The sequence below is a fragment of the Streptosporangium amethystogenes subsp. fukuiense genome (genome assembly GCF_042665875.1).
GTDB lineage: Bacteria > Actinomycetota > Actinomycetes > Streptosporangiales > Streptosporangiaceae > Streptosporangium > Streptosporangium fukuiense.
The window spans coordinates 2477361-2496346 of the sequence record NZ_JBHTEE010000001.1; the positions used below are offsets into that span (position 1 = coordinate 2477361).

Here is an 18986-nt window from a genome sequence, read left to right on the forward strand (position 1 = left end):
GGAAGGGCAAGGTGGGGGTGTCCGTGTCGTCGGACTCCGGCCATAGCAGAGGCCACCTGAAAGACCGTCGATCACGGGACAGGCGTCCTAGGTGAGCATCGCCCTCGGCCTGCTGGCCGTTCTGCTGCTGACCCTGGCCACCGGCTACTTCGTCGCCCAGGAGTTCGCCTATGTCACCGCCGATCGTCTGGCTCTGTCCCAGCAGGCCTCCGAAGGCGACAGGAAGGCCGCCCGCGCGATCAAGGTCATGGAGCGGCTGTCGTTCATGTTGTCGGGCGCCCAGCTCGGCATCACCGTCACCGCCCTGGTCGTCGGCTTCATCGCCAAACCCGCGCTGGCCGAGCTGATCGCCCCTGGGCTGGCCGCACTCGGCGTACCAGAGGGCGCGACCGGCGGCATCGCCCTGGTGCTCGGCTTCATCGTCGCCACCGTGATCCAGATGGTGCTGGGCGAGCTCGCCCCCAAAAACCTCGCGCTGGCCAGGCCCGAACCGCTGGCCCGCGCGCTGGCCTCCTCCACCCTGGCCTACCTGACGATCGCCGGGCCGATCATCCGGCTGTTCGACTCCGCGGCCAACAGGCTGCTGCGCGCGGTCGGCATCGAGCCGGTCGAGGAGCTGCACCACGGCGCGACGCTGGAGGAGCTCGGGCACATCATCGGCGAGTCCGAGGCCTACGGGCACCTGCCCGGCGACCAGGCCGACCTGTTGGAGCGGGCACTGGCCTTCTCCGAGCACACCGCCGGGGAGGTCATGGTCCCGCACGCCGACGTCGTCGGCATCGCCGGTTCGGCCTTGATCCCTGAGCTGGACGAGCTGATCTCCCGTCACGGGCACACCCACTATCCGGTGCTCGGCGACCGCCTGGACGACGTGATCGGCGTCGTGGGCCTGCGTGAACTGGTGACGATCCCGGCCGACAAGGCCGCGAACACGCCGGTGGCCGACGTCGCCCGCGAAGTCCTGATGGTGCCCTTCTCCGTCTCGCTGCCCGACCTGGTCGCCCAGATGCACGCACGCGACGAGGAGGTCGCCTGCGTCCTCGACGAGCACGGCGGCCTGGCCGGGCTGGTCACCTGGGAGGACGTCGCCGAGGAACTCGTCGGGGAGATCACCGATGAGAACGACCTCGACATCCCCACCGTGGTCGCCACCGGCGACGGCTGGGAGATCGACGCGAGTCTGCGCATCGACGAGGTCTCCCTGGCCACCGGCCTGGAACTGCCCGACGAGGACGACTACGACACCGTCAGCGGGCTCATCCTGCAGCGTCTGGCCCGCTTCGCCGCGGCCGGTGACGTGGTCACCGTCGACCTGGTGCCCTCCATGGCCGAGCAGGCGCCCACGCATGCGGAGATCGAGGTGCTGACCCTCGACCGGCACGTACCCGACCGGGTCCGCCTGCGCCCCTTCCGGAACCCCGAGGCGGGCCAGGAAGGCGAGGAGGAGAAGTGAACCTGCCCACCGGCATTCTGCTGACCGTACTGCTGCTGATCGGCAACGGCTTCTTCGTCGCCTCCGAGTTCGCCCTCGTCGCGGCCAAACGGCACCGCCTGGAGAAGGCGGCCGCGCACGGTAGCCGCGCCGCCGCGGCGGCCGTGAAGGGTATCCGGGAGCTGTCGCTGATGCTCGCCGGCGCCCAGCTCGGCATCACCCTGTGCTCCCTCGGCCTGGGCGTGGTGTCCGAACCGCTGATCGCAGGCAGCCTGACACCGCTCTTCGACACCCTTGGCCTGCCCGAGGCCGCCGCGCACGCGGTCGCCTTCGTGATCGCGCTGGCCATCGTGACGTTCCTGCACATGGTGATCGGCGAGATGGCCCCCAAGTCATGGGCCATCGCCCACCCCGAGCGTTCGGCGACGGCCCTGGCGCTGCCCTTTCGCGGCTTCACCGTGGCCGTCCGGCCGATCCTGACCACGCTCAACGGCGTCAGCAACCTGCTGCTGCGCATGTTCCGGGTGCAGCCCCGCGACGAGACGTCCAACCCTCGCACACCCGAGCAGTTGCAGCACCTGGTGGAGGAGTCGCGCCGCCTGGGGCTCATCGAGACCGACGACCACGCGGTGCTCACCCAGGCCCTGCACGCCCCGAACGCGTCGATCGCCTCACTCACCGTCCCGGTGGGCGACATCGCCGGAGTGCCGATCGGCGCCTCGGCTCAAGAGATCGTCAGTGCCTCGGCCCGGACGCGCCGCACCCGCCTGGTGGTGTGGGACGGTGATCGCCCAGCAGGGGTGGTCCACGTCCGGGACGCCTACCTGGCCCGCAGGCGCGGCACACGGATTCGCGCTCGAGACATCGCCTACCGGCTGCCCGAACTCTCGGCGGAGACCTCGATCTCCCAGGCGGTCGCCGAACTACGTGCCGCGCACAGCCAGCTGGCGCTCGTCCGGACCGCGAACGGCTCCCTGGCCGGACTGGTCAGCCTGGACGACCTGCTGACCACCCTGCTCATTCCGGCATAGGACATCTCGCGTCGGCCCGCCGCTGGAAGGCGGCGGGCCGACGCGCGTGTGCTCAGCGGCCGGGGATCAGGTCGCGGTGCAGGTGAGGGTGGGTGTTCCGCTGGTGCCGGAGCCGATGAACCCGAAGGTGGTGGCGGCGCCGGCGCCCAGTGAGCCGTTGTAGGCGGCGTTGCGGGCGCTGACCGCGGACCCGTTGGCGGTCACGGTCGCGCTCCACGCCGAGCTGACCTGCGCACCGCCGGTGAAGGTCCAGTTCACCGTCCAGCCGGTGATCGCGCTGGAGCCGGCGGTCACGCGTACCTCGGCCTGGAAGCCGCCGGACCACTGGGAGACGGTGTGGTAGGTGGCCGAGCAGCCGCCGGCCGGGGGCGAGGTGGGAGTCGGCGTGGGCGTTGGGGTCGGGGTCGGTGTGGGAGTCGGAGTCGGCGTGGGAGTCGGCGTGGGGGTGGGGTTCGTGCCGCCGGTGAAGTTGACGTCGCTGCAGAAGTAGTAGGACTGGTCGGAGTGGCTGGCCTGCCAGATGGTGTAGACGACGTGGTGGCCGGTACGGCCGGGTGCGTACACGTCGATGGGCGTGGTGAGGCCGGTGGGCTGCTTACCCACCTGGTTGACCAGTTCCAGGTCGCTCCACCTCAGCCGCTGGGTCTTGGGATCGTAACCCTGCCTGGTGACGTAGACGCGGATGTAGTCCGCACCGTGCGAGGCCTGGTCCATCAGGTTCATGGTGAACCTGGCGGGGCGGTCCACGGTCTTCCACGCGCCCGGCACGTCCATGGAGGCGTAGCGGCCGCTTTCGGTCAGGCCGCCGCTGCACAGCTGCCCGTCGGGGATCGCGGCCTGGTGGTTACCGGCGACGCCCTCGCGGTACAGCCCGTTCCAGTTCCACATCGCGTTGGTGTTGTTCTGCCAGGCCTGCCAGCACATGGGGTCCTGCTGGGCCATGGCCGGGTTCTGGAAGTCGCTCCCCCAGCGCAGCCAGCAGCCGTAGTTGCGCGAGGGCGGGTCGCTGATCGAGCCGTGCGCCGAGGCGGGGACCACCATCACGGTGGTGAGCATGAGTGCGGCCGCGACCGCGACGAACACCCGCCGGAACCTGGTCCGGCGGAGGGGCGCGTCGTCGGATACGTAGATCTGGTCGCGTAAGAGTCGGAGCACGCGTGACCTCATCTGCACAGTCTTCCTTTCGAATGCCGGGGTGACGAGTCCTGGCGCGCCGAGTGAGGGCCGAGTCCTCACGCCAGAGGTGTCCCCACCGTCACCCAGTCCCCGGTCAGCGGCAACAGTGATCTACGGCTCTCGGCGGGCGATGGGCCGAGAGCTGGCCATACACCGCAAAACCGGATGAAAAGTTCATCCACTCCGCCGGCACTCGTAGGCGCCGGCGAGCGCGAAGCCGGGCCGCGATCGTCCGTCCGACGAGAGTGGGCTCGACGGGCCGGTTCACCTGCTCGGCGGGGGCGGCCGCGGAGCCTCCGGGAAGCCCCCGGCGGGCCACCGCCGGAGGCCGAGGCCCGGGGGCTACACGAACCGCCACAGGCGGTCGTCGGCTCCGGTGTCGTCCGCGAGCACGATCTGGGCGCCCTGGGCGGTGGACCCGCCGCTGAGGCCGAGGACCCGGCCGCCGTTGGCGCACTGGATGCGGAAGTGCCCGGCGGCGCCGTACCGCAGTCGCCACCGGTGGTCGGCGGTGCCGTTGTCGGCCCACTGGAGCACCCGGGCGCCGGCGGCGGTGCCGGCGTTCTCGACGCCGAGTACCTTGCCGCTGTTGGAGTTGCGCAGGCGCAGGTAGCCGCCGGAGTCGACCACGGCGGTCCAGAGGTGGTCGGCGGTGCCGTTGTCGCCCCACTGGATCACCAGGCCGCCGTCGGCGGTGGACATGTTCTGCACGCCCAGCACCAACCCGCTGGCCAGGTTCTGGATCCGCCGGGCGCCGCCCGGCACGAACCGCCACTGGTTGTCCGCGGTTCCGTTGTCCGGGTCCTGGACGGCCTGGGCCCCGGCGGCGGTGGAGGCGTTGAGGATGGCGAGCAGCTTGCCGCTGTTGACATTGCGGATCTTGTGGGATCCGTCGCCGACGTCGACGATCGTCCAGCGGTGGTCGGCGGTGCCGTTGTCGGCCCACTGCAGGACGCGGGCGTTGTCGGCGACGGACATGTTCTCCACGCCCAGCACCTTTCCGCTGTTGACGTTGCGGAACCGTACGGCGGCACCGTCGACGATCAGCTCCCAGTCGTGGTCCGCCGTTCCGGTGTCGCCCCACTGAAGCGCCAGGCCGCCGTCGGCGGTGGACATGTCCTGGATGCCCAGCACCAGGCCGGAGGCCGCGTTGACCAGCCGATGACCGGTGGTCCCGCCGCCCTGGCCGCCCGCGTTCCAGTAGACGGTGTAGTTGTGCCCGTGCGCGTCGTAGAACGGGATCAGGTTGACCGTCGCCGAATTGGCGGTGGCGGTGAAGGCGAGCGCGCTGCCGCTGGTCCGGGTGATCGATGTGGTGTTCAGGGCCGGGAGCGCGGACAGCGAGGTGCCGCCGTAGTTCCCGGACAGCACGACCGGCCCGTACGTGATCGCCGAGACGTTCGGGTTGTCGTTGGCGGCCTTCATGATCACTCGCATGGGCAGGCGTACCGTGACGGTGTCGCCGGAGGTCCAGGAGCGGGTGAGGACGGCGTACGTGCCGGGGGTGGTGTCCAGGTTCTGCTGGACGCCGTTGACGCTGATCGTGGCACCGGCGGTCCAGCCCGGTATGCGGATCCGCATCGGCCATGAGCCGCCGGCGCCGCCGGTGACCCGCAGGGTGGTGGTGTCGCTCGCCGGATAGGACGTCGTCTGGGTGACCGTGATGCCGCGCTGGGTCCAGTTCAGCACCGACGGCGCGAACAGGTTCACGGTCAGCGTGGTGCCGTTGTGGAAGTAGATCGAGTCCATCAGCTTGGTCTGCGTCTCCAGCCCCGTGCCCTGGCAGCAGGTGAAGGCGTTGTAGTCGTTGCTGTAGCTGCGCCGCCCGCCGGGCCTCAGCGGCGTGAAGTAGCAGACGTGACCGTGGGCGTCGGACGGGTTCTGCTGGCCGACCAACTGGTTCAGCAGTGCCTGCTCGTAGTAGTCGAACAGCGCGGCCCGGTCCGGGTACAGCAGGAACAGCTCCCGGGTGAGCTTGAGCATGTTGTAGGTGTTGCAGCTCTCGCAGGTGTCGTCGGTCAGGTACGCGGCGATGGCGTTGGGCGCCCGGAAGTGCTCCCCCTGGCTGTTGCCGCCGATCGCGTAGGTGTGGGCGGCGACGCACATGTTCCAGGCGTTCACCGCGATGTCGCGGTAGCGGGTGGTGCCCGTCGCCTTGTACTCGCGGGCGGCGCCGACCCACTTGGGGATCTGGGTGTTGGCGTGCAGACCGTTGAGCCGGTCCTGGCCGGCGGCCAGCGGGTCGAAGACGGCGGCGTGGTCGAACCGCTGCGCGACGGTCATCCACCGCGCGTCGCCGGTCTGCTGGTAGAGGTCCGCCAGCACGGCGTTCATGCCGCCGAACTCGATGGTCATCGTGGTCTGCATCTGGGCCTGGCTCAACCGGCCGGTGCGCCAGTCGACCCATCCGGCGAACCGCAGGAGCACGTCGCGCGCCTGCGTGTTGTCCGTGTACCGCCACACGTCGAGCAGCCCGGCCAGCGTCTTGTGGAGGCAGTAGTACGGCACCCCCTTGCGGACGCCGGTCTCCACGGTGTCGAGGTCGGACTCCGGGAAACCGGACAGGTATCCGGCGTTGAAACCGGCCGCGGCGTTGTTCGCCTGGCATTTGGCGAGCTCGGCCACCATGTAGGCGGCCTTGTCCCGGCAGACGGTGTCGCCGAGCACCGCGTACGCCTGGGCCCAGGCGCTGAGGAAGTGGCCCTGGCTGTGGCTGCGGAACTCCCACGTCGGCGACTCCCAGCCGCCGCACGCCGCCGCCCCCTGAGTGGACAGGCGGTGGTTGGAGCGGAAGTTGTACAGCAGCCGGTCCACGTCGACGAACCGCAGGTAGGACAGTGTGCGGTTCTGGTTGTCCAGCCAGCGACCGGTCGTCAGCCGCACCTGTCCGAGTTCGAACGGGTACGCCGACACACCGATGTCAGCTCGGGCCGGGGCGACCGCGGCCTCGGCCGCCGGGGCACCGGCGACCTGGCCCGCGGTGGAGGCGACGACGGCGACGCCGGCGGCCTGGAGCAGTTGACGGCGGCTGAGCGATGAGGGTGACACCTGGCCTCCTGGACATTGGCGAATCGATTGTTAGCGTTAACATTTGTTAGCGTTAACAATCGGTGATCTCAAGCACCGGGCCTGCGTCACGGTAGGCGGTCGAACGGGACCGGTCAATGCCCGCGCGACGCCATGGCCCGAACGACGGCGTCGGCGCGGAAATTTTCACGGAAGGGGTCACGTCGGAGCGTGCCGATGGACACGGGCGACTTCGCCTGAGCACGGCGCCCCCTCTCGGTGAACCGATGTCGGTTCACCGAGAGGTCGTGTTTCGATCAGAAGTCGAGTTGGGCCTTCTCAGCGGCCCGGCCGGCGGGTTATCAAGAGCCGGAGAGCACACGCACACACCGTTCCCGCTCACGACCACCACCCCGATGTGATGAAGGACGACATGCGCCGGCTATGGGCAGTGATCGTACGAACGCTCTGCATCGCGGCCCTGGCCGCGACCGGGCTCACCACGGCGGCCACCGCGGCCACCGCGGCCGACCCCCCTCGCTGGGGATTCGCCGTCGTCAGGAGCGGCGCCGTCGTGGATTCCCTGCGCCAGGCGGGCTCATGGCCGGACGGGCTCAAGGTCGAGGCCGTCGCGGGCGGCCCCGGCCAGGTGCTCGTGAGGTTCCCGCAGATCGGCATGGCCACCGGAGGAGTCGCCCACGTCACGGCGATCTCCCAGTCCGCCGACTGGTGCCAGGTCCAGGACTGGTGGCAGTCGGGCGCCGACGAGGTCGTGGCGGTGCAGTGCCACCGGTTCGGTGTGGGCCCGATCGCCTCGTGGTTCTCCGTCACCTTCGGGTACAGCGCCCAGTACCTGCCCGCGCCCCAGGCGTTCGGGTACGTACGCTGGAACGGCTCCGCCGTGGCCGCGCAGTTCAACTCCTCGGCGCCGGCCGCGGTGAACACCGTCGCGCCGCTGACGAACCCGGGGCTGTGGCGGGTCACCCTGCCGGGGCTCGGCTCGGCGGGCCACGCCGGGAACATCCAGGTCACCGCGGTCGACCCGGCCGTACCGGCGCGCTGCAAGCTGGGGGGATGGACCGCGACGACGGCCGCGCAGAACATCATCGTGCGCTGCTACGACGCCACCGGCACGCCGCTGAACACCGGATGGAGCCTGACCTACCATCGCGAACGGGCCATCACCTGGACACCCCAGCCGTACCGCTTCGCCTACACCTTCGACAACGCCCCCGACACCCCGGGCGTCTACCTGCCGACGCCGTACCCGGTCAGCCACAACTCGCAGTCCGGGGGCGTGCAGCTCAGCAGGTCCGCGGTCGCCAGGAAGCAGGTGATCTTCGGCGGCCTCAACGGATACCGGGACAACGTCCAGGTCACCGCGTTCGGCTACGGCCCGGAGTTCTGCAACCTGTTCGCCCCCTGGGAGTCGTACTCGACGTACGTGAGCATCCGGTACGTCACCTGCTACAACGGCGCCGTCCAGGTCGACCATCCGGCGATGATCACATACCTGGCCCGCTGACCGGCCCGCTCCGGATTCACCTGGACGGCCTGCTCACGCCAACGCACCAGGCCTCACATCGAGGGCTCCGCGCCCGGGGCCGGGGGTGTGGTCCTCGGCTCGCGGCGCAGCATGGCCCGCAGTCGCTTCTCGATCGGGTACTCGTACAGCCGGTACAGCCCCCATGACAGCAGCACGCTGACCACCAGGCCGGCCACCGCGTACGGCAGGTGCGCCCAGCTGGGCGGCGGGAAGTCGTAGAGCGACTGCCGGCCGAACGCGTGCTTGGCGATCGGGAAGAGCACCAGGAAGTGCACCAGGTAGAAGGCGTAGGACCACTGGCCGAGCGCCACCAGCGGGCGGGAGCCGAGCAGGCTGCGCCGACCGTCCAGGTCGTTGGTGGCCGCCGCCGCGATGAGCAGTGCGAACACCACGATGCTGCCCCGGTTGGCGGCCTCGGCCAGCGCGGTCGGCCACAGGCCCGAGACGGACCACGCCCACAGCAGCGCGAAGTAGCCGACCGTGATCGCGGTCGCCGCGCGCAGGCCGAGCGGGCTGCGCCAGCCGCGGTGTACGGCGGCGGCGATCACGATGCCCAGCACGAACTCGCTGACCCGGGCGATCGGCGAGTGGGTGGCGAAGTAGTACAGGTCGGAGGTGAACCAGTTCTCCGGGGTGATCTGCGGGTTGGCCAGCCAGAGCCAGACCCGGGTGCCGATGCTGATCGCGATGAGCACGGCGGCGATGACCACCATCTGGCGCAGCGTGCGCCGCACGATCGGGCGGACCACGAACGGGAAGACCGCGTAGAAGAAAGCCTCGCACGACAGCGACCAGGAGACGGTGTGCGGCACGGTGTCGCTCTGGAACGACGCCGGGATCCACGCCTGCACCAGGAGCAGCGTCGCGACCGTCCACCAGACCAGCGAGGTGCCGCCCTCGGTGGGCCAGAGCCGGCCGCCGACGAGCAGCGCGACCGCCGCGACGGTGGTGATGAGCAGCGACGGCCAGATCCTGGCGAAGCGGCGCCAGTAGAACCTCGGCGCGGTGTCATTGTCGAAGAACGTCCAGGTCAGAACATATCCGGACAGGACAAAGAAGAAGGTGACCCCGGCGGTGCCGAGGATGAACAGCTCGTTGAGGTAGGGCAGCGGCAACAGGATCGCGACGTGGCTGAAGAACACGCCGAACGCGGCGAACCACCGCAGCCCGGTCAGCGACTCCAGCCGCGTCCTCGGTCGTCCCTCACCGGTGGCCTGCGACGGCCTGGCGGATACCGAGGTCATGATGTCTCCTCTGCGGTGAGGCCGGCCTGCGCGCGGCGCTCGTCGATGAGTGCCGCCTGCTCGCGGACCGTCGCGTGGCGCAGCAGGTCGGGCAGTTCCACCTCGACGCCGAACGCCACCTCGTAGCGCAGGCTGAGGCGGGCCAGGGTGAGCGAGTGGCCGCCGAGGTCGAGGAAGCCGTCGGCGGCGCCGATCTCCCGCACGCCGAGCAGTTCGCGCCAGATGCCGGCGACCGCCTCCTCGGTGCCGCCCCTGATCGGCACCTGGCCGCTCTCGTCGCCCGGGGTCTCGGGGCTGGGCAACTCCCCGTGGGCGATGTCGCCCCGCGCGGTCCTGGGCAGCTCGTCGAGGACGACGACCGAGCCGGGCACCTGGTATTCGGGCAGGTGGGCGGTGACCTTCCGCGGATCGATCCCGTCGCCGGCCAGGTACGCGACGAGCCGGTCGTGGCGCACGTCCACGATCGCCTCGACCACGCCGGGGCGGCCGGCCAGGGAGCGGGCCACCTCGTCGGTGTCCACCCGGAACCCGCCGACGGTGAACATCCGGTCGAAGCGGCCGAGCAGTTCCAGCGAGCCGTCGGGCAGGATCCGGCCCCGGTCCCCGGTGGCGACGCCGCCGACGTGGATCTCGCCGGGTACCCCGGTGGCGCCGGGGCCCCCGGCCCGGCCGGTGACCTCGATCGGGGTGCCGGCCAGCGGGACGCCGAGCGGGACGCCCCTGCGGGGTTCGGCGAGCGGGTCGATCCGGTGGGCCGCGGCCCAGCGCTCTCCGTACAGGGTCCAGGTGGGGACCTTCGCGGCCAGTTCCCGCGCGAGGGCGGCCGGGACGGTGGCCGCGTCGCAGAGCGCGGTGAGCGGGTGGTCCTCCGGCAACGCGCCCTCGATCAGCAGCCGCCGCCACGCGGCCGATGGGGCGTGGACGACGGTGGCGTCGGCGACCAGGCCCCTCAGCTCCTCGGCGTCACCGACGGCCTCGGGGGGCGCGATCACCAGGTGCGCGCCGGACGAGAGGGCCAGCAGCATGGCGTCGGTGAGCGCGCCGGAGGCGGGCGGGGCGAAGGTGAGCACGGTGCCGGTGGCGTCCAGGCCGATCCGCGAGGCCAGGTCGGCGACCCGCGCCAGACCCGCTTCCGGCTGACCGCCTTCGGCCTTGAGCCGGGCGTACCACCACACGGCGAGCTCGGGGGTGTCGGCGGCCGGCGGTTCGGCCCCCTTGCGCACGGCGGGTGCCAGGGCCTCGGCGCGCGCGTCGAGCTGGGCGTAGGTCAGCGTGCCGTCGACGGAGGTGATGGCGGGCGAGTCCGGTGCGCGCCGCGCCCGCTCGGCCAGGACGGCGGCCGGTTCCTCGGCCCCGCCGGTCTCGGGCTGGGGCCGGGGCGGTCTCGGGGAGGCGGGCAGCGCCAGGTCGCCGACCTGGCGGTCGGGCCGGGCGCACGCCTCGGTGAGCAACAGCGTGAACTGCTCGGCGAGGACCTCGACGGTCGCGGGGTCGAACAGGTCGTCGTTGTAACCCCACAGGCCCGCCATGCCGTCGCCGTCGACGCTGAAGTCCACCATCAGGTCGAAGTGCGACACCTCGACGTCGGGCACGAACTCCGAGGCCCGCACGCCCGGCAGGTTCAGGAAGACGCCGTCGTTGTCGCGTACCCCGAGCCCCGCCTGGAACAGCGGCGTGTGGCTCCGCGGCCGCTGCGGGTGCAGCTCGCGGACCAGCTCCTCGAAGGGCATCTCCTCGTGGTCGTGGCCCTCGACGGAGGCGTGGCGCACCCGGCGCAGCAGCTCGCGGAAGGTGGGCTCGCCGCGCAGGTCGAGGCGGAGACAGATGATGTTGATGAAGCAGCCGACGAGCTCTTCGAGCTCGGGCCGGATGCGCCCGGCGGCGGGTACGGCGGTCACGATGTCGGCCTGGTCGGCGTAGCGCGACAGCAGCACGCCGTAGGCGGCCAGCAGGACGGTGAACGGGGTGGTGCCCTCCTCGCGCGCCATCGCGCGCACCGAGCCGACGACGTCCGCGGGTAGCCGGGAGCGGTGGAAGCGGCCGGCGCGGCTCCGGTGCGGCGGGCGGGGCCGGTCCGAGGGCAGGTCGAGCAGCCGGGGCACGCCCTCCAGGGCCCGCCGCCAGTAGTCGACCAGGCGCGAGCGCACCTCCTCGGTGCGCAGCCGCTCGCGCTGCCAGACCGAGAAGTCGGTGTACTGCAGCTCCAGTTCGGGCAGGGGGGCCGAGGAGGTGTAGAGGGCCTCGATCTCGCGCCCGACGATGCCGAAGGACGGGTCGTCGAAGACGATGTGGTGGAAGGTCAGCACGAGCACGTGGTCGTCGGGCCCCAGCCTGAGCAGCAGGGCCCGCCAGAGCGGCCCGTGCCGCAGGTCGAACGGTGCCAGGATGTCGTCGGCGGCCATCCGCGCCGCCTCGTCCTCGGGATCGGGCTCGCCGGCCAGGTCGACGGAGCGCAGCACCCCGGTGGGCGCGTCACCGACGCGCTGGACGGGCATGCCGTCGATCTCCTCGACGGTGGAGCGCAGGATCTCGTGCCGCCTGATCACCTCGCAGAGCGCCCGGTCGAGGGCTCCGGGGTCGAGGGGGCCGCGCAGTCGCAGGGTGGCGGGCACGTGGTAGAACCCGAATCCCGGATTGAACTTCTCGCCGAACCAGATGCGCTCCTGGGTGGAGGAGACCGGCACCCCCTCGTCGGGTATCGCGCGTCGCGGGATGCGATCTCGCTCGCGCCGCCGGCGGGCGATCAGGTCGTGCACATTGTCAGCGCCGTTGGAAATCGTCATTGGTTACCTCACGTCTGTGGGGTGCAGCGTGAATGCGGAATTTCGCGTCAGGATATGTCTTGATAAGTAAGCACATTCGCCCAGCATTGCGGAAAGGCGGCCAAACGGATATGGAGCTGAGAGGGGTGACGGCACTGGTGTCGGGGGCCGGTGGAGGGCTGGGCGCCGCCACCGCGCGCGAGCTCGCCGGGGCGGGCGCGCACGTGGTGGTGGCCGACACCGACACCCGTGCGGGGGCCGCGGTGGCGGGCGAGGTGGGCGGCACGTTCGTGGAGACCGACGTGACCCGCGCCGAGTCGGTCGAGCACGCCGTGGAGGTGGCCGCGGGACTCGGCGGGCCGCTGCGGGTGGCGGTGAGCTGCGCGGGTGTCGCGCCCGCCGCCCGCACGCTCGGCCTCGACGGCCGCCCGCACGACCTGGAGATCTTCGAGCGGGCGCTGGCGGTCAACCTGGTCGGCACCTTCAACGTGATGCGCCTGGCCGCCGCCGCGATGGCCGCGACGGAACCGCTGCGGGACGGCGAGCGGGGCGTGGTCGTCAACACCTCCTCCGCCGCCGCCGAGGACGGCCAGGCCGGTCAGGCCGCCTACGCCGCCTCCAAGGGCGCGGTCGCCGCGCTGACCCTGCCGGCCGCCCGCGACCTGGCCTCGGTCGGCGTGCGGGTCTGCGCGCTCTCCCCCGGCCTGTTCGACACCCCGCTGTTCGGGGCGATCCCGCCGGAGTTCCGGCGCCCGCTGGTACGGCAGATCGTCTTCCCGCCGCGGCTGGGAACGCCGGCGGAGTTCGCCCGCGCGGTCCGGGCGGTGTGCGAGCTGGGCTACCTCAACGCGGCGGTCGTCCGCCTGGACGGCGGCCTGCGCCTGCCGAAATCGTGACGTGTCCTGATCCGGCCCCGGCATTCGCGAAAGCGGCGAAATCCTGGACGCCAGGACGTCTCGCCGGCGGGATGCGGGGTAGCGTCACCGTACGTTTCCATGGTCACCGATCGAGGGAGATGGAGAAATGCTCACCCCGCCCGACGGAATGCCGAGAATCACCCCCGTCATCTTCTACGCCGACCTCGAAAAAGCCATCGAATGGCTCATCGAGGCGTTCGGATTCGAAAAGCGGAAGGTACTGAAGGACGACGACGGCTCCATCGTGCACGCCGAGCTGTCGTTCGGCGAGGGCGTCGTGCAGCTCGCCGGGACCGGTGACGGCCGCAGGCACGAGCCGCAGGGCCAGGGCGAGCTGCGCCAGAGCCTTTACGTGTTCGTCGACGACGTCGACGAACACCACGAGCGCGCCAGGAAGGCCGGAGCGGTGATCCGCGACGAGCCGGACACCCGCTTCTACGGCGACCGCAACTACACCACCGAGGATCTGGAAGGCCACCACTGGGTCTTCGCCCGCCGGGTCGAGGAGATCCCGTACGACGAGATCGACACCCCGTGAGCGCCGTGGAACAGGTCAGGGAGCTGTACGAGCGGTACCCCTGCCCCTCCCTGACCGTCGGCGACGACCTGATCCTGGATCTGGCGCTCGGTATCGGCATGGTCGTCAGGGACAAGACCCTGGCGGGCAAACGGGTGCTGGACGCCGGGTGCGGCACCGGCCACCAGCTGCTCGGGCTCGCCTCGCAGTATCCGAAGGCGAGCTTCACCGGGATGGACCTTTCCCGGTCCTCGCTCGACGTGGCCGAGGAACTGCGCGAGCGTAACGGGCTGACCAACGTGGAGCTGGTGCGCGGCGCCATCGGCGGGGACGGGTTCGAGGGTCCCTACGACCTGATCGTGATGACCGGGGTGCTGCACTGCCTCGACGACCCCCGCGCGGGCCTGGCCTGGCTGGCCGAACGGCTCTCCCCCGGCGGCCTGATGTACCTGTGGCTCTTCCACAGCTTCGGCGAGCACCAGCGGCTGATCGACCGCGAGCTGGTACGGCTGCTCTCGGGCGGCGACACCGGCGAGGAGGGCCTGTCGGTGGTGCACCGGCTGGGCCTGGGCCGCTCGGCGGGCCGCTACGGCACGCACTCCTCGGCGACCGGCGACCCGCGCGACCAGGATGTGCTGGACGCCGACGCCTACCTGCACCCGGTGATGCGCACCCACCGCTTCGACGACGCGGCCCGCCTGTTCGAGGGCCTGGACGGGATCGGCTGGGTCGCGCTGAACGGCGTCAACTGGGACGGCGGCGGCAAGATCCTGGACCTGGGCCGCCGCCACCCCGCCTCCCCGGTCTTCCTGTCGGACGCCGACCTGTTCGACGACGAGGAACTGCTGGCCCGCTACGCCGGTCTGCCCGTCGCCGAACGGGCCGCGGTGATGGAGCTGCGCCTGGCCCCGACCGGCTTCACCATCGTGGCCGGCGCCCCGGGGGCCGAGAAGCTCTGCGAGTCCAGGATCGCGGGCAACGTCCTGCGCAGAAACCACTGAGACGAGTCGCACCTCCCCCGACCAGGCGGACATCACCCCCAGTCGGGTTGACTTCCGTCATTCCCTACCTAAATAATAGAAAAAGCCCATATCGCCCGATTCTCTCGGGCGATGTAGGCGGTTCACATGTCAGTTGCCCGAAGATCCCGCCACAAACGGCCCGTGTCCATGGAGTCGTTTCGCGCTGCCCGGAAACGGCCGTCTCCCGGCCGACGCAGCCGAGACCGACCCGCCGCGTTCCTTCTGCTCGTCCCGCCGACGTGGGCGACAGAGGAACATCACGCTCCGCTTTGGTCAGAAGAAACAGAGTCTCATGCGCAAAAAGAGGAATCCCAGCATCCGGCGAGCACTCGTGGCGTTCACCGCCGCGGTCGTCGCGGGAGGCCTTCTCACCGGATGCTCGTCGGACAAGGACGGCAGCGGCTCGCCGAAGGACGTCTCCCTCAAGGTCGGCATCGCGACCCAGTTCTTCCAGATCGCATGGGACGAAGGACAGAACCGGCCCGAGTACCGGGTCGACTTCAGCCGCTTCGACGGCGCGGGGCCGGTCTTCGAGGCGTTGGGCGCCAAGTCCATCGACTTCGGCTTCGGATCCGACCTCTCGATCGTGTCCTCGCAGGCGAACGGCGCCAAATTCAAGATCTTCGCGGTGGCGAAACCGAACCCCGACTGGCTCCGTCTCCTGGTTCCTCGGAACTCGGCCGTCCAGTCGCTGAGCGAGCTCAAGGGAAAGAGGATCGCCGTCGTCCGGGGGTCGGCCGCCCACAGGTTCGTCGTCGGCGAGATCGAGAACCTCGGACTGGGCACCGACGACTTCGAGCTGACGTTCCTGTCGACTCCCGACGCGCAGGCGGCGTTCCTCCGGGGCGATGTGGACGCGTGGGCGTCCTGGGAGCCGAACTCCGCACAGGTCGAGATCGGCAACGGAGCGCGCCTGATCCAGACGGCCACCGAGACGACGGCGGGCAACATCTACTTCGCCGCCAACCAGGGCTTCTTCGAGGGCGACCGGCACAGGACGGACGCGACCAAGGACTTCCTCAAGAAATTCATCGTCGGGCTCAACAAGCAGAAGGCCGACACCGGTAACTGGGCCAAGGTGCTGGCCGAGAAGATCGACCTTCCTCTCGACGTCGCCACCCAGTTCGCGAAGAACTACAGCTTCACCTTCATCCCCATCGACGACTCCGTGAAGAGCGACTACACCGAGACGGCGAAGGTGCTGCAGGAACAGGGAATCATCAAGAACGCACCGGACGTGGCCACCGCATTCGACGAGATCGCGAACGAGGCCGTCATCTCCGCCAACGGTGAACAGGCCGCCAAGTAGACCACGGGTCCCGGCTCGCAGCCCGTTCACCGGAAAACGAACGACTTGCCTTCGGCGCATCCGCCAGAGAGAAGTTCCAAAGAAGTGACCATCACGGCAAAGAAGCCGACCGTGCGTCATGAATCGATTCTCGGAATCGTCATTCCGTTATCGGCGCTGGTACTGTGGCAGCTGCTGGCCTCGCTCGGCCTCCTCGAGGATTTCCTGCCGGCCCCGGTCAGGGTCGGCCAGGCCCTCGTCGACCTCATCTCCGACGGCCGGCTCGCCGACGCCCTGCTGATATCGCTGCTCCGGGCCGTCACCGGCCTCGTTCTCGGGGTCGCGATCGGATCGGCCCTCGGCTGGTTCTGCGGGACCAGCCTGCTGGGCTCCGCGCTGTTGAACCCGACCCTGCAGGCATTGCGCGCCCTGCCGGTCCTGGCCCTGGTCCCACTGTTCATCCTGTGGTTCGGTATCGGCGAACTCTCGAAGATCTTGATGATCGCCATCGCGACGATGTTCCCGATCTATGTCAACGTCATGTCGGCCGTTTCCAACATGGACAGGAAATACCTGGAACTGGCGTCGACGCTGAAGCTGTCCCGCTGGCAGGTGCTCAGGAGAATCCACCTGCCCGCGGCACTGCCCGCGTGGTTCGTCGGCTTTCGGTATTCGAGCGGCTTCGCGCTCGTGATTCTGGTGATCTCCGAACAGGTCAACGCCGATTCCGGGCTGGGTTACCTCATGACGGAGGCTCGAACCTACTACCGGCTCGACGTCATCATCGTCGGAATCCTGATCTACGGAATCCTGGGCGTGCTCGCCGACCGTGGTGTGGCGGCGTTGGAACGTCGGGCACTCCGCTGGAACGACGCTGTGGTGAAGGCGTGAGAAATGTCGACAGATAGCGTGACCGGCGCCTCCGCGCGGCCGGTCGTCAACGTCAAAGGCGTGTCAAAGGCGTTCGGCGACAACCAGATTCTCGACAACGTGGACATCGAGATACCGCCTGGCGAGTTCGTCTCGATTCTGGGCAGGAGCGGGACAGGGAAGAGCACCCTGTTGCGCATCATCGCCGGTCTGGACACCGAGATATCCGGAAATGTCACCTTACGAGCCGATGCCGGGGTGATGTTCCAGGACGCGCGGCTGCTTCCGTGGCTCTCCGTCGCCGACAACATCGTGCTGGGCTCCGGTGTCCGGCCGGACGACCCGACGGTGCGGGAACTGCTGACCAGGGTCGGGCTGGATTCCATCGACCCCGCCGCCTGGCCCAAGACCCTGTCCGGGGGGCAGTCGCAGCGCGTCGCGCTGGCCCGGGTGCTGATCCGGACACCGCGGCTGCTGCTGCTCGACGAGCCCTTCGGCGCCCTGGACGCGCTCACCCGCATCCGCATGCAGCGACTGCTGGGCGACGTACGGGAGAACTACCACCTCAGCGCGTTCCTGGTGACCCATGACGTGGAGGAGGCGCTGGTGCTCTCCGACAGGATCGTCATCCTGGACGGCGGAAAGCTGATCTTCGACGAGATCCTGCGCCTGCCCGCACCGCGAGAGAGAACATCGCCGGACTTCACGGCGAAAAGAAACGAGCTGTTGAGACTCCTGGGTGTCGCGTAGTCCGCGAGATTCCCCAACATCACCATCGACAGGGAGACCCCGAAGTGGCGAGGAAACGCCTCATCTTCAACGCGTTCGTGTGCCCGTCGCCAGGGCATGTCAAGCCCGGCCTGTGGCCGCACGACCTGCCGGGCAACGAACTGGCCGACTTCGACCGGCTGGACACCTGGATCAGACTGGCGAAAAAGCTGGAGGAAGGCCGCTTCGACGGGCTGTTCATCGGCGACGTGCTCGGGCTCTACGCTCCGTACGGGGGCAACTGGGACGTGTTCGTGCGGGACGGCAACCGCTTCCCGATGCTGGACTCGCTCATCCTCGCCTCGACGTTGGTGCCCGAGACGCAGAACCTGGGACTGATCCTCACCGCCTCGGTCATCCAGGACCACCCCTACTCGCTGGCCCGGCGCATCGCGACGCTCGACCACTTCTCGGAGGGCCGGGTGGGCTGGAACATCGTCACCAGCTCGACCGAGAACGCCCACAGGAACTACGGCGCCGACACCATCGTCAACCACGATGAACGGTACGAATGGGCCGAAGAGCACGTCGACGCGGTGCTGAAGCTCCTGGAAGGCAGCTGGGAGGAGGGGGCCGTCGTCCGGGACTCGGCGCGGAGGATCTACGCCGACCCCGGCAAGGTGCACCGGATCAACCACGAGGGACGGCACTACAGGGTCGAGGGCCCGCTCATCGTGCACCCGTCACCTCAGCGCGTGCCGACCCTGTTCCAGGCGGGCTCCTCGCCCCGGGGGATCGACTTCGCCACGAGGTTCGCCGAGGGCGCCCTCCTGCTCAACAGCCTGGAGGGAGCCGGAAACGTCATCTCCGGCCTGCGACAGGGCGCCGCGAGGCACGGCCGGCGGCCCGAGGACATCAAGATCCTGGCGGCGCTCACCTTCGTGGTGGGAAGCACCGAGCGCGAGGCCAAGGAGAAGTGGGAGCAGTACGAGGACCTCATGAACCATGAGGCCCTGGCCGCCGAGGTCGGCGGAAACATCGGCATCGACCTCTCCAAGCTGGACATGGACGATCCGATCGACTACTCGAACGCGCAGGGCGGCATCGGCAAGATCATCGCCGAGGCGAAGAAGTACCGGAACGGTGTCATCACCAAGCGCCAGTACCTGCAAGGTGTCGCCCGGGAGACCACGATCGTCGGCACGCCCGAACAGGTGGCCGACCGGCTGGAGCAGTGGCAGGATGCCGGCATCGACGGCGTCAACGTCATGAACTACCTGATTCCCGGGACGTACCACGACTTCGTCGACCACGTCATTCCGGAACTGCGGTCGCGTGGCCTCGCGCAGACCGAGTACAGCCCCGGCACCCTCCGGGAGAAGCTGTTCGTCGAAGGCCCGCACCTGAACCGCAGGCACCCCGGGTACGCGTACCGCGGAGCCTTCACCGCGCCGTTGTGATCGGCGG

14 protein-coding genes are annotated in these 18986 nt (G+C 69.6%); 10 read left to right on the plus strand and 4 right to left on the minus strand.

All coding sequences use genetic code 11. The features are described 5' to 3' along the window. Positions 1-91: 91 nt before the first annotated feature. Positions 92-1453, plus strand: coding sequence for a hemolysin family protein (locus ACFQVD_RS10860; RefSeq protein ID WP_343969186.1), 1362 nt, complete (start codon positions 92-94; stop codon positions 1451-1453). After that, on the plus strand, positions 1450-2463 hold the full coding sequence (locus tag ACFQVD_RS10865; protein WP_343969188.1) for a hemolysin family protein: 1014 nt from the start codon (positions 1450-1452) through the stop codon (positions 2461-2463). The genes ACFQVD_RS10860 and ACFQVD_RS10865 overlap by 4 nt, the downstream gene beginning before the upstream one ends. Before the next feature lie 66 nt (positions 2464-2529). On the opposite strand, the gene ACFQVD_RS10870 is transcribed toward ACFQVD_RS10865, so the two are convergent. Then, positions 2530-3618, minus strand: coding sequence for a lytic polysaccharide monooxygenase auxiliary activity family 9 protein (locus tag ACFQVD_RS10870; protein WP_343969190.1), 1089 nt, complete (start codon positions 3616-3618; stop codon positions 2530-2532). Positions 3619-3981: 363 nt separating this feature from the next. After that, positions 3982-6687, minus strand: a complete 2706-nt coding sequence (locus ACFQVD_RS10875; protein ID WP_386270987.1) for a beta-L-arabinofuranosidase domain-containing protein — start codon at positions 6685-6687, stop codon at positions 3982-3984. Between the two features lie 379 nt (positions 6688-7066). Between ACFQVD_RS10875 and ACFQVD_RS10880 the strand changes: the two genes are divergently transcribed. Next, the gene (locus ACFQVD_RS10880; RefSeq protein WP_386270989.1) at positions 7067-8170 is read left to right on the plus strand and encodes a hypothetical protein; all 1104 of its coding nucleotides are present in this window, start codon (positions 7067-7069) and stop codon (positions 8168-8170) included. A gap of 53 nt (positions 8171-8223) precedes the next feature. Here ACFQVD_RS10880 and ACFQVD_RS10885 read toward each other — a convergent pair whose 3' ends face one another. Further along, positions 8224-9435, minus strand: coding sequence for an acyltransferase family protein (locus tag ACFQVD_RS10885; protein WP_343969196.1), 1212 nt, complete (start codon positions 9433-9435; stop codon positions 8224-8226). Then, positions 9432-12218: a condensation domain-containing protein gene (locus ACFQVD_RS10890; RefSeq protein WP_386270991.1), complete on the minus strand. Its 2787-nt coding sequence runs from the start codon at positions 12216-12218 to the stop codon at positions 9432-9434. The genes ACFQVD_RS10885 and ACFQVD_RS10890 overlap by 4 nt, the downstream gene beginning before the upstream one ends. Positions 12219-12328: 110 nt before the next feature. Here ACFQVD_RS10890 and ACFQVD_RS10895 point away from each other — a divergent pair, with 110 nt between their 5' ends. From ACFQVD_RS10895 to ACFQVD_RS10925, 7 genes are all read left to right on the plus strand, one after another. After that, entirely contained in the window at positions 12329-13093 is a 765-nt protein-coding gene (locus tag ACFQVD_RS10895; RefSeq protein ID WP_364153587.1) for an SDR family NAD(P)-dependent oxidoreductase, read from the plus strand. Between the two features lie 127 nt (positions 13094-13220). Next, positions 13221-13652, plus strand: coding sequence for a VOC family protein (locus tag ACFQVD_RS10900; RefSeq protein WP_343969207.1), 432 nt, complete (start codon positions 13221-13223; stop codon positions 13650-13652). Further along, on the plus strand, positions 13649-14632 hold the full coding sequence (locus ACFQVD_RS10905; RefSeq protein WP_343969210.1) for a class I SAM-dependent methyltransferase: 984 nt from the start codon (positions 13649-13651) through the stop codon (positions 14630-14632). The genes ACFQVD_RS10900 and ACFQVD_RS10905 overlap by 4 nt, the downstream gene beginning before the upstream one ends. Before the next feature lie 313 nt (positions 14633-14945). Continuing rightward, complete coding sequence (locus ACFQVD_RS10910) at positions 14946-15962, plus strand: PhnD/SsuA/transferrin family substrate-binding protein (protein WP_343969213.1); 1017 nt, start codon at positions 14946-14948, stop codon at positions 15960-15962. 84 nt (positions 15963-16046) lie between these two features. Further along, positions 16047-16832: an ABC transporter permease gene (locus tag ACFQVD_RS10915; RefSeq protein ID WP_386270993.1), complete on the plus strand. Its 786-nt coding sequence runs from the start codon at positions 16047-16049 to the stop codon at positions 16830-16832. A 3-nt stretch (positions 16833-16835) separates the two neighbouring features. Further along, on the plus strand, positions 16836-17561 hold the full coding sequence (locus ACFQVD_RS10920; RefSeq protein WP_343969219.1) for an ABC transporter ATP-binding protein: 726 nt from the start codon (positions 16836-16838) through the stop codon (positions 17559-17561). A gap of 44 nt (positions 17562-17605) precedes the next feature. Then, complete coding sequence (locus tag ACFQVD_RS10925; protein WP_343969222.1) at positions 17606-18979, plus strand: NtaA/DmoA family FMN-dependent monooxygenase; 1374 nt, start codon at positions 17606-17608, stop codon at positions 18977-18979. Positions 18980-18986: the final 7 nt, after the last annotated feature.

What these genes read in the sequence shown, in the direction of transcription:
- ACFQVD_RS10880 (WP_386270989.1), top strand. Translation starts at nt 7,067, where the DNA reads ATGAAGGACGACATGCGCCGGCTATGGGCAGTGATCGTACGAACGCTC.
- ACFQVD_RS10885 (WP_343969196.1), bottom strand. Translation starts at nt 9,435, where the DNA reads ATGACCTCGGTATCCGCCAGGCCGTCGCAGGCCACCGGTGAGGGACGA.
- ACFQVD_RS10890 (WP_386270991.1), bottom strand. Translation starts at nt 12,218, where the DNA reads ATGACGATTTCCAACGGCGCTGACAATGTGCACGACCTGATCGCCCGC.
- ACFQVD_RS10895 (WP_364153587.1), top strand. Translation starts at nt 12,329, where the DNA reads ATGGAGCTGAGAGGGGTGACGGCACTGGTGTCGGGGGCCGGTGGAGGG.
- ACFQVD_RS10900 (WP_343969207.1), top strand. Translation starts at nt 13,221, where the DNA reads ATGCTCACCCCGCCCGACGGAATGCCGAGAATCACCCCCGTCATCTTC.
- ACFQVD_RS10910 (WP_343969213.1), top strand. Translation starts at nt 14,946, where the DNA reads ATGCGCAAAAAGAGGAATCCCAGCATCCGGCGAGCACTCGTGGCGTTC.
- ACFQVD_RS10920 (WP_343969219.1), top strand. Translation starts at nt 16,836, where the DNA reads ATGTCGACAGATAGCGTGACCGGCGCCTCCGCGCGGCCGGTCGTCAAC.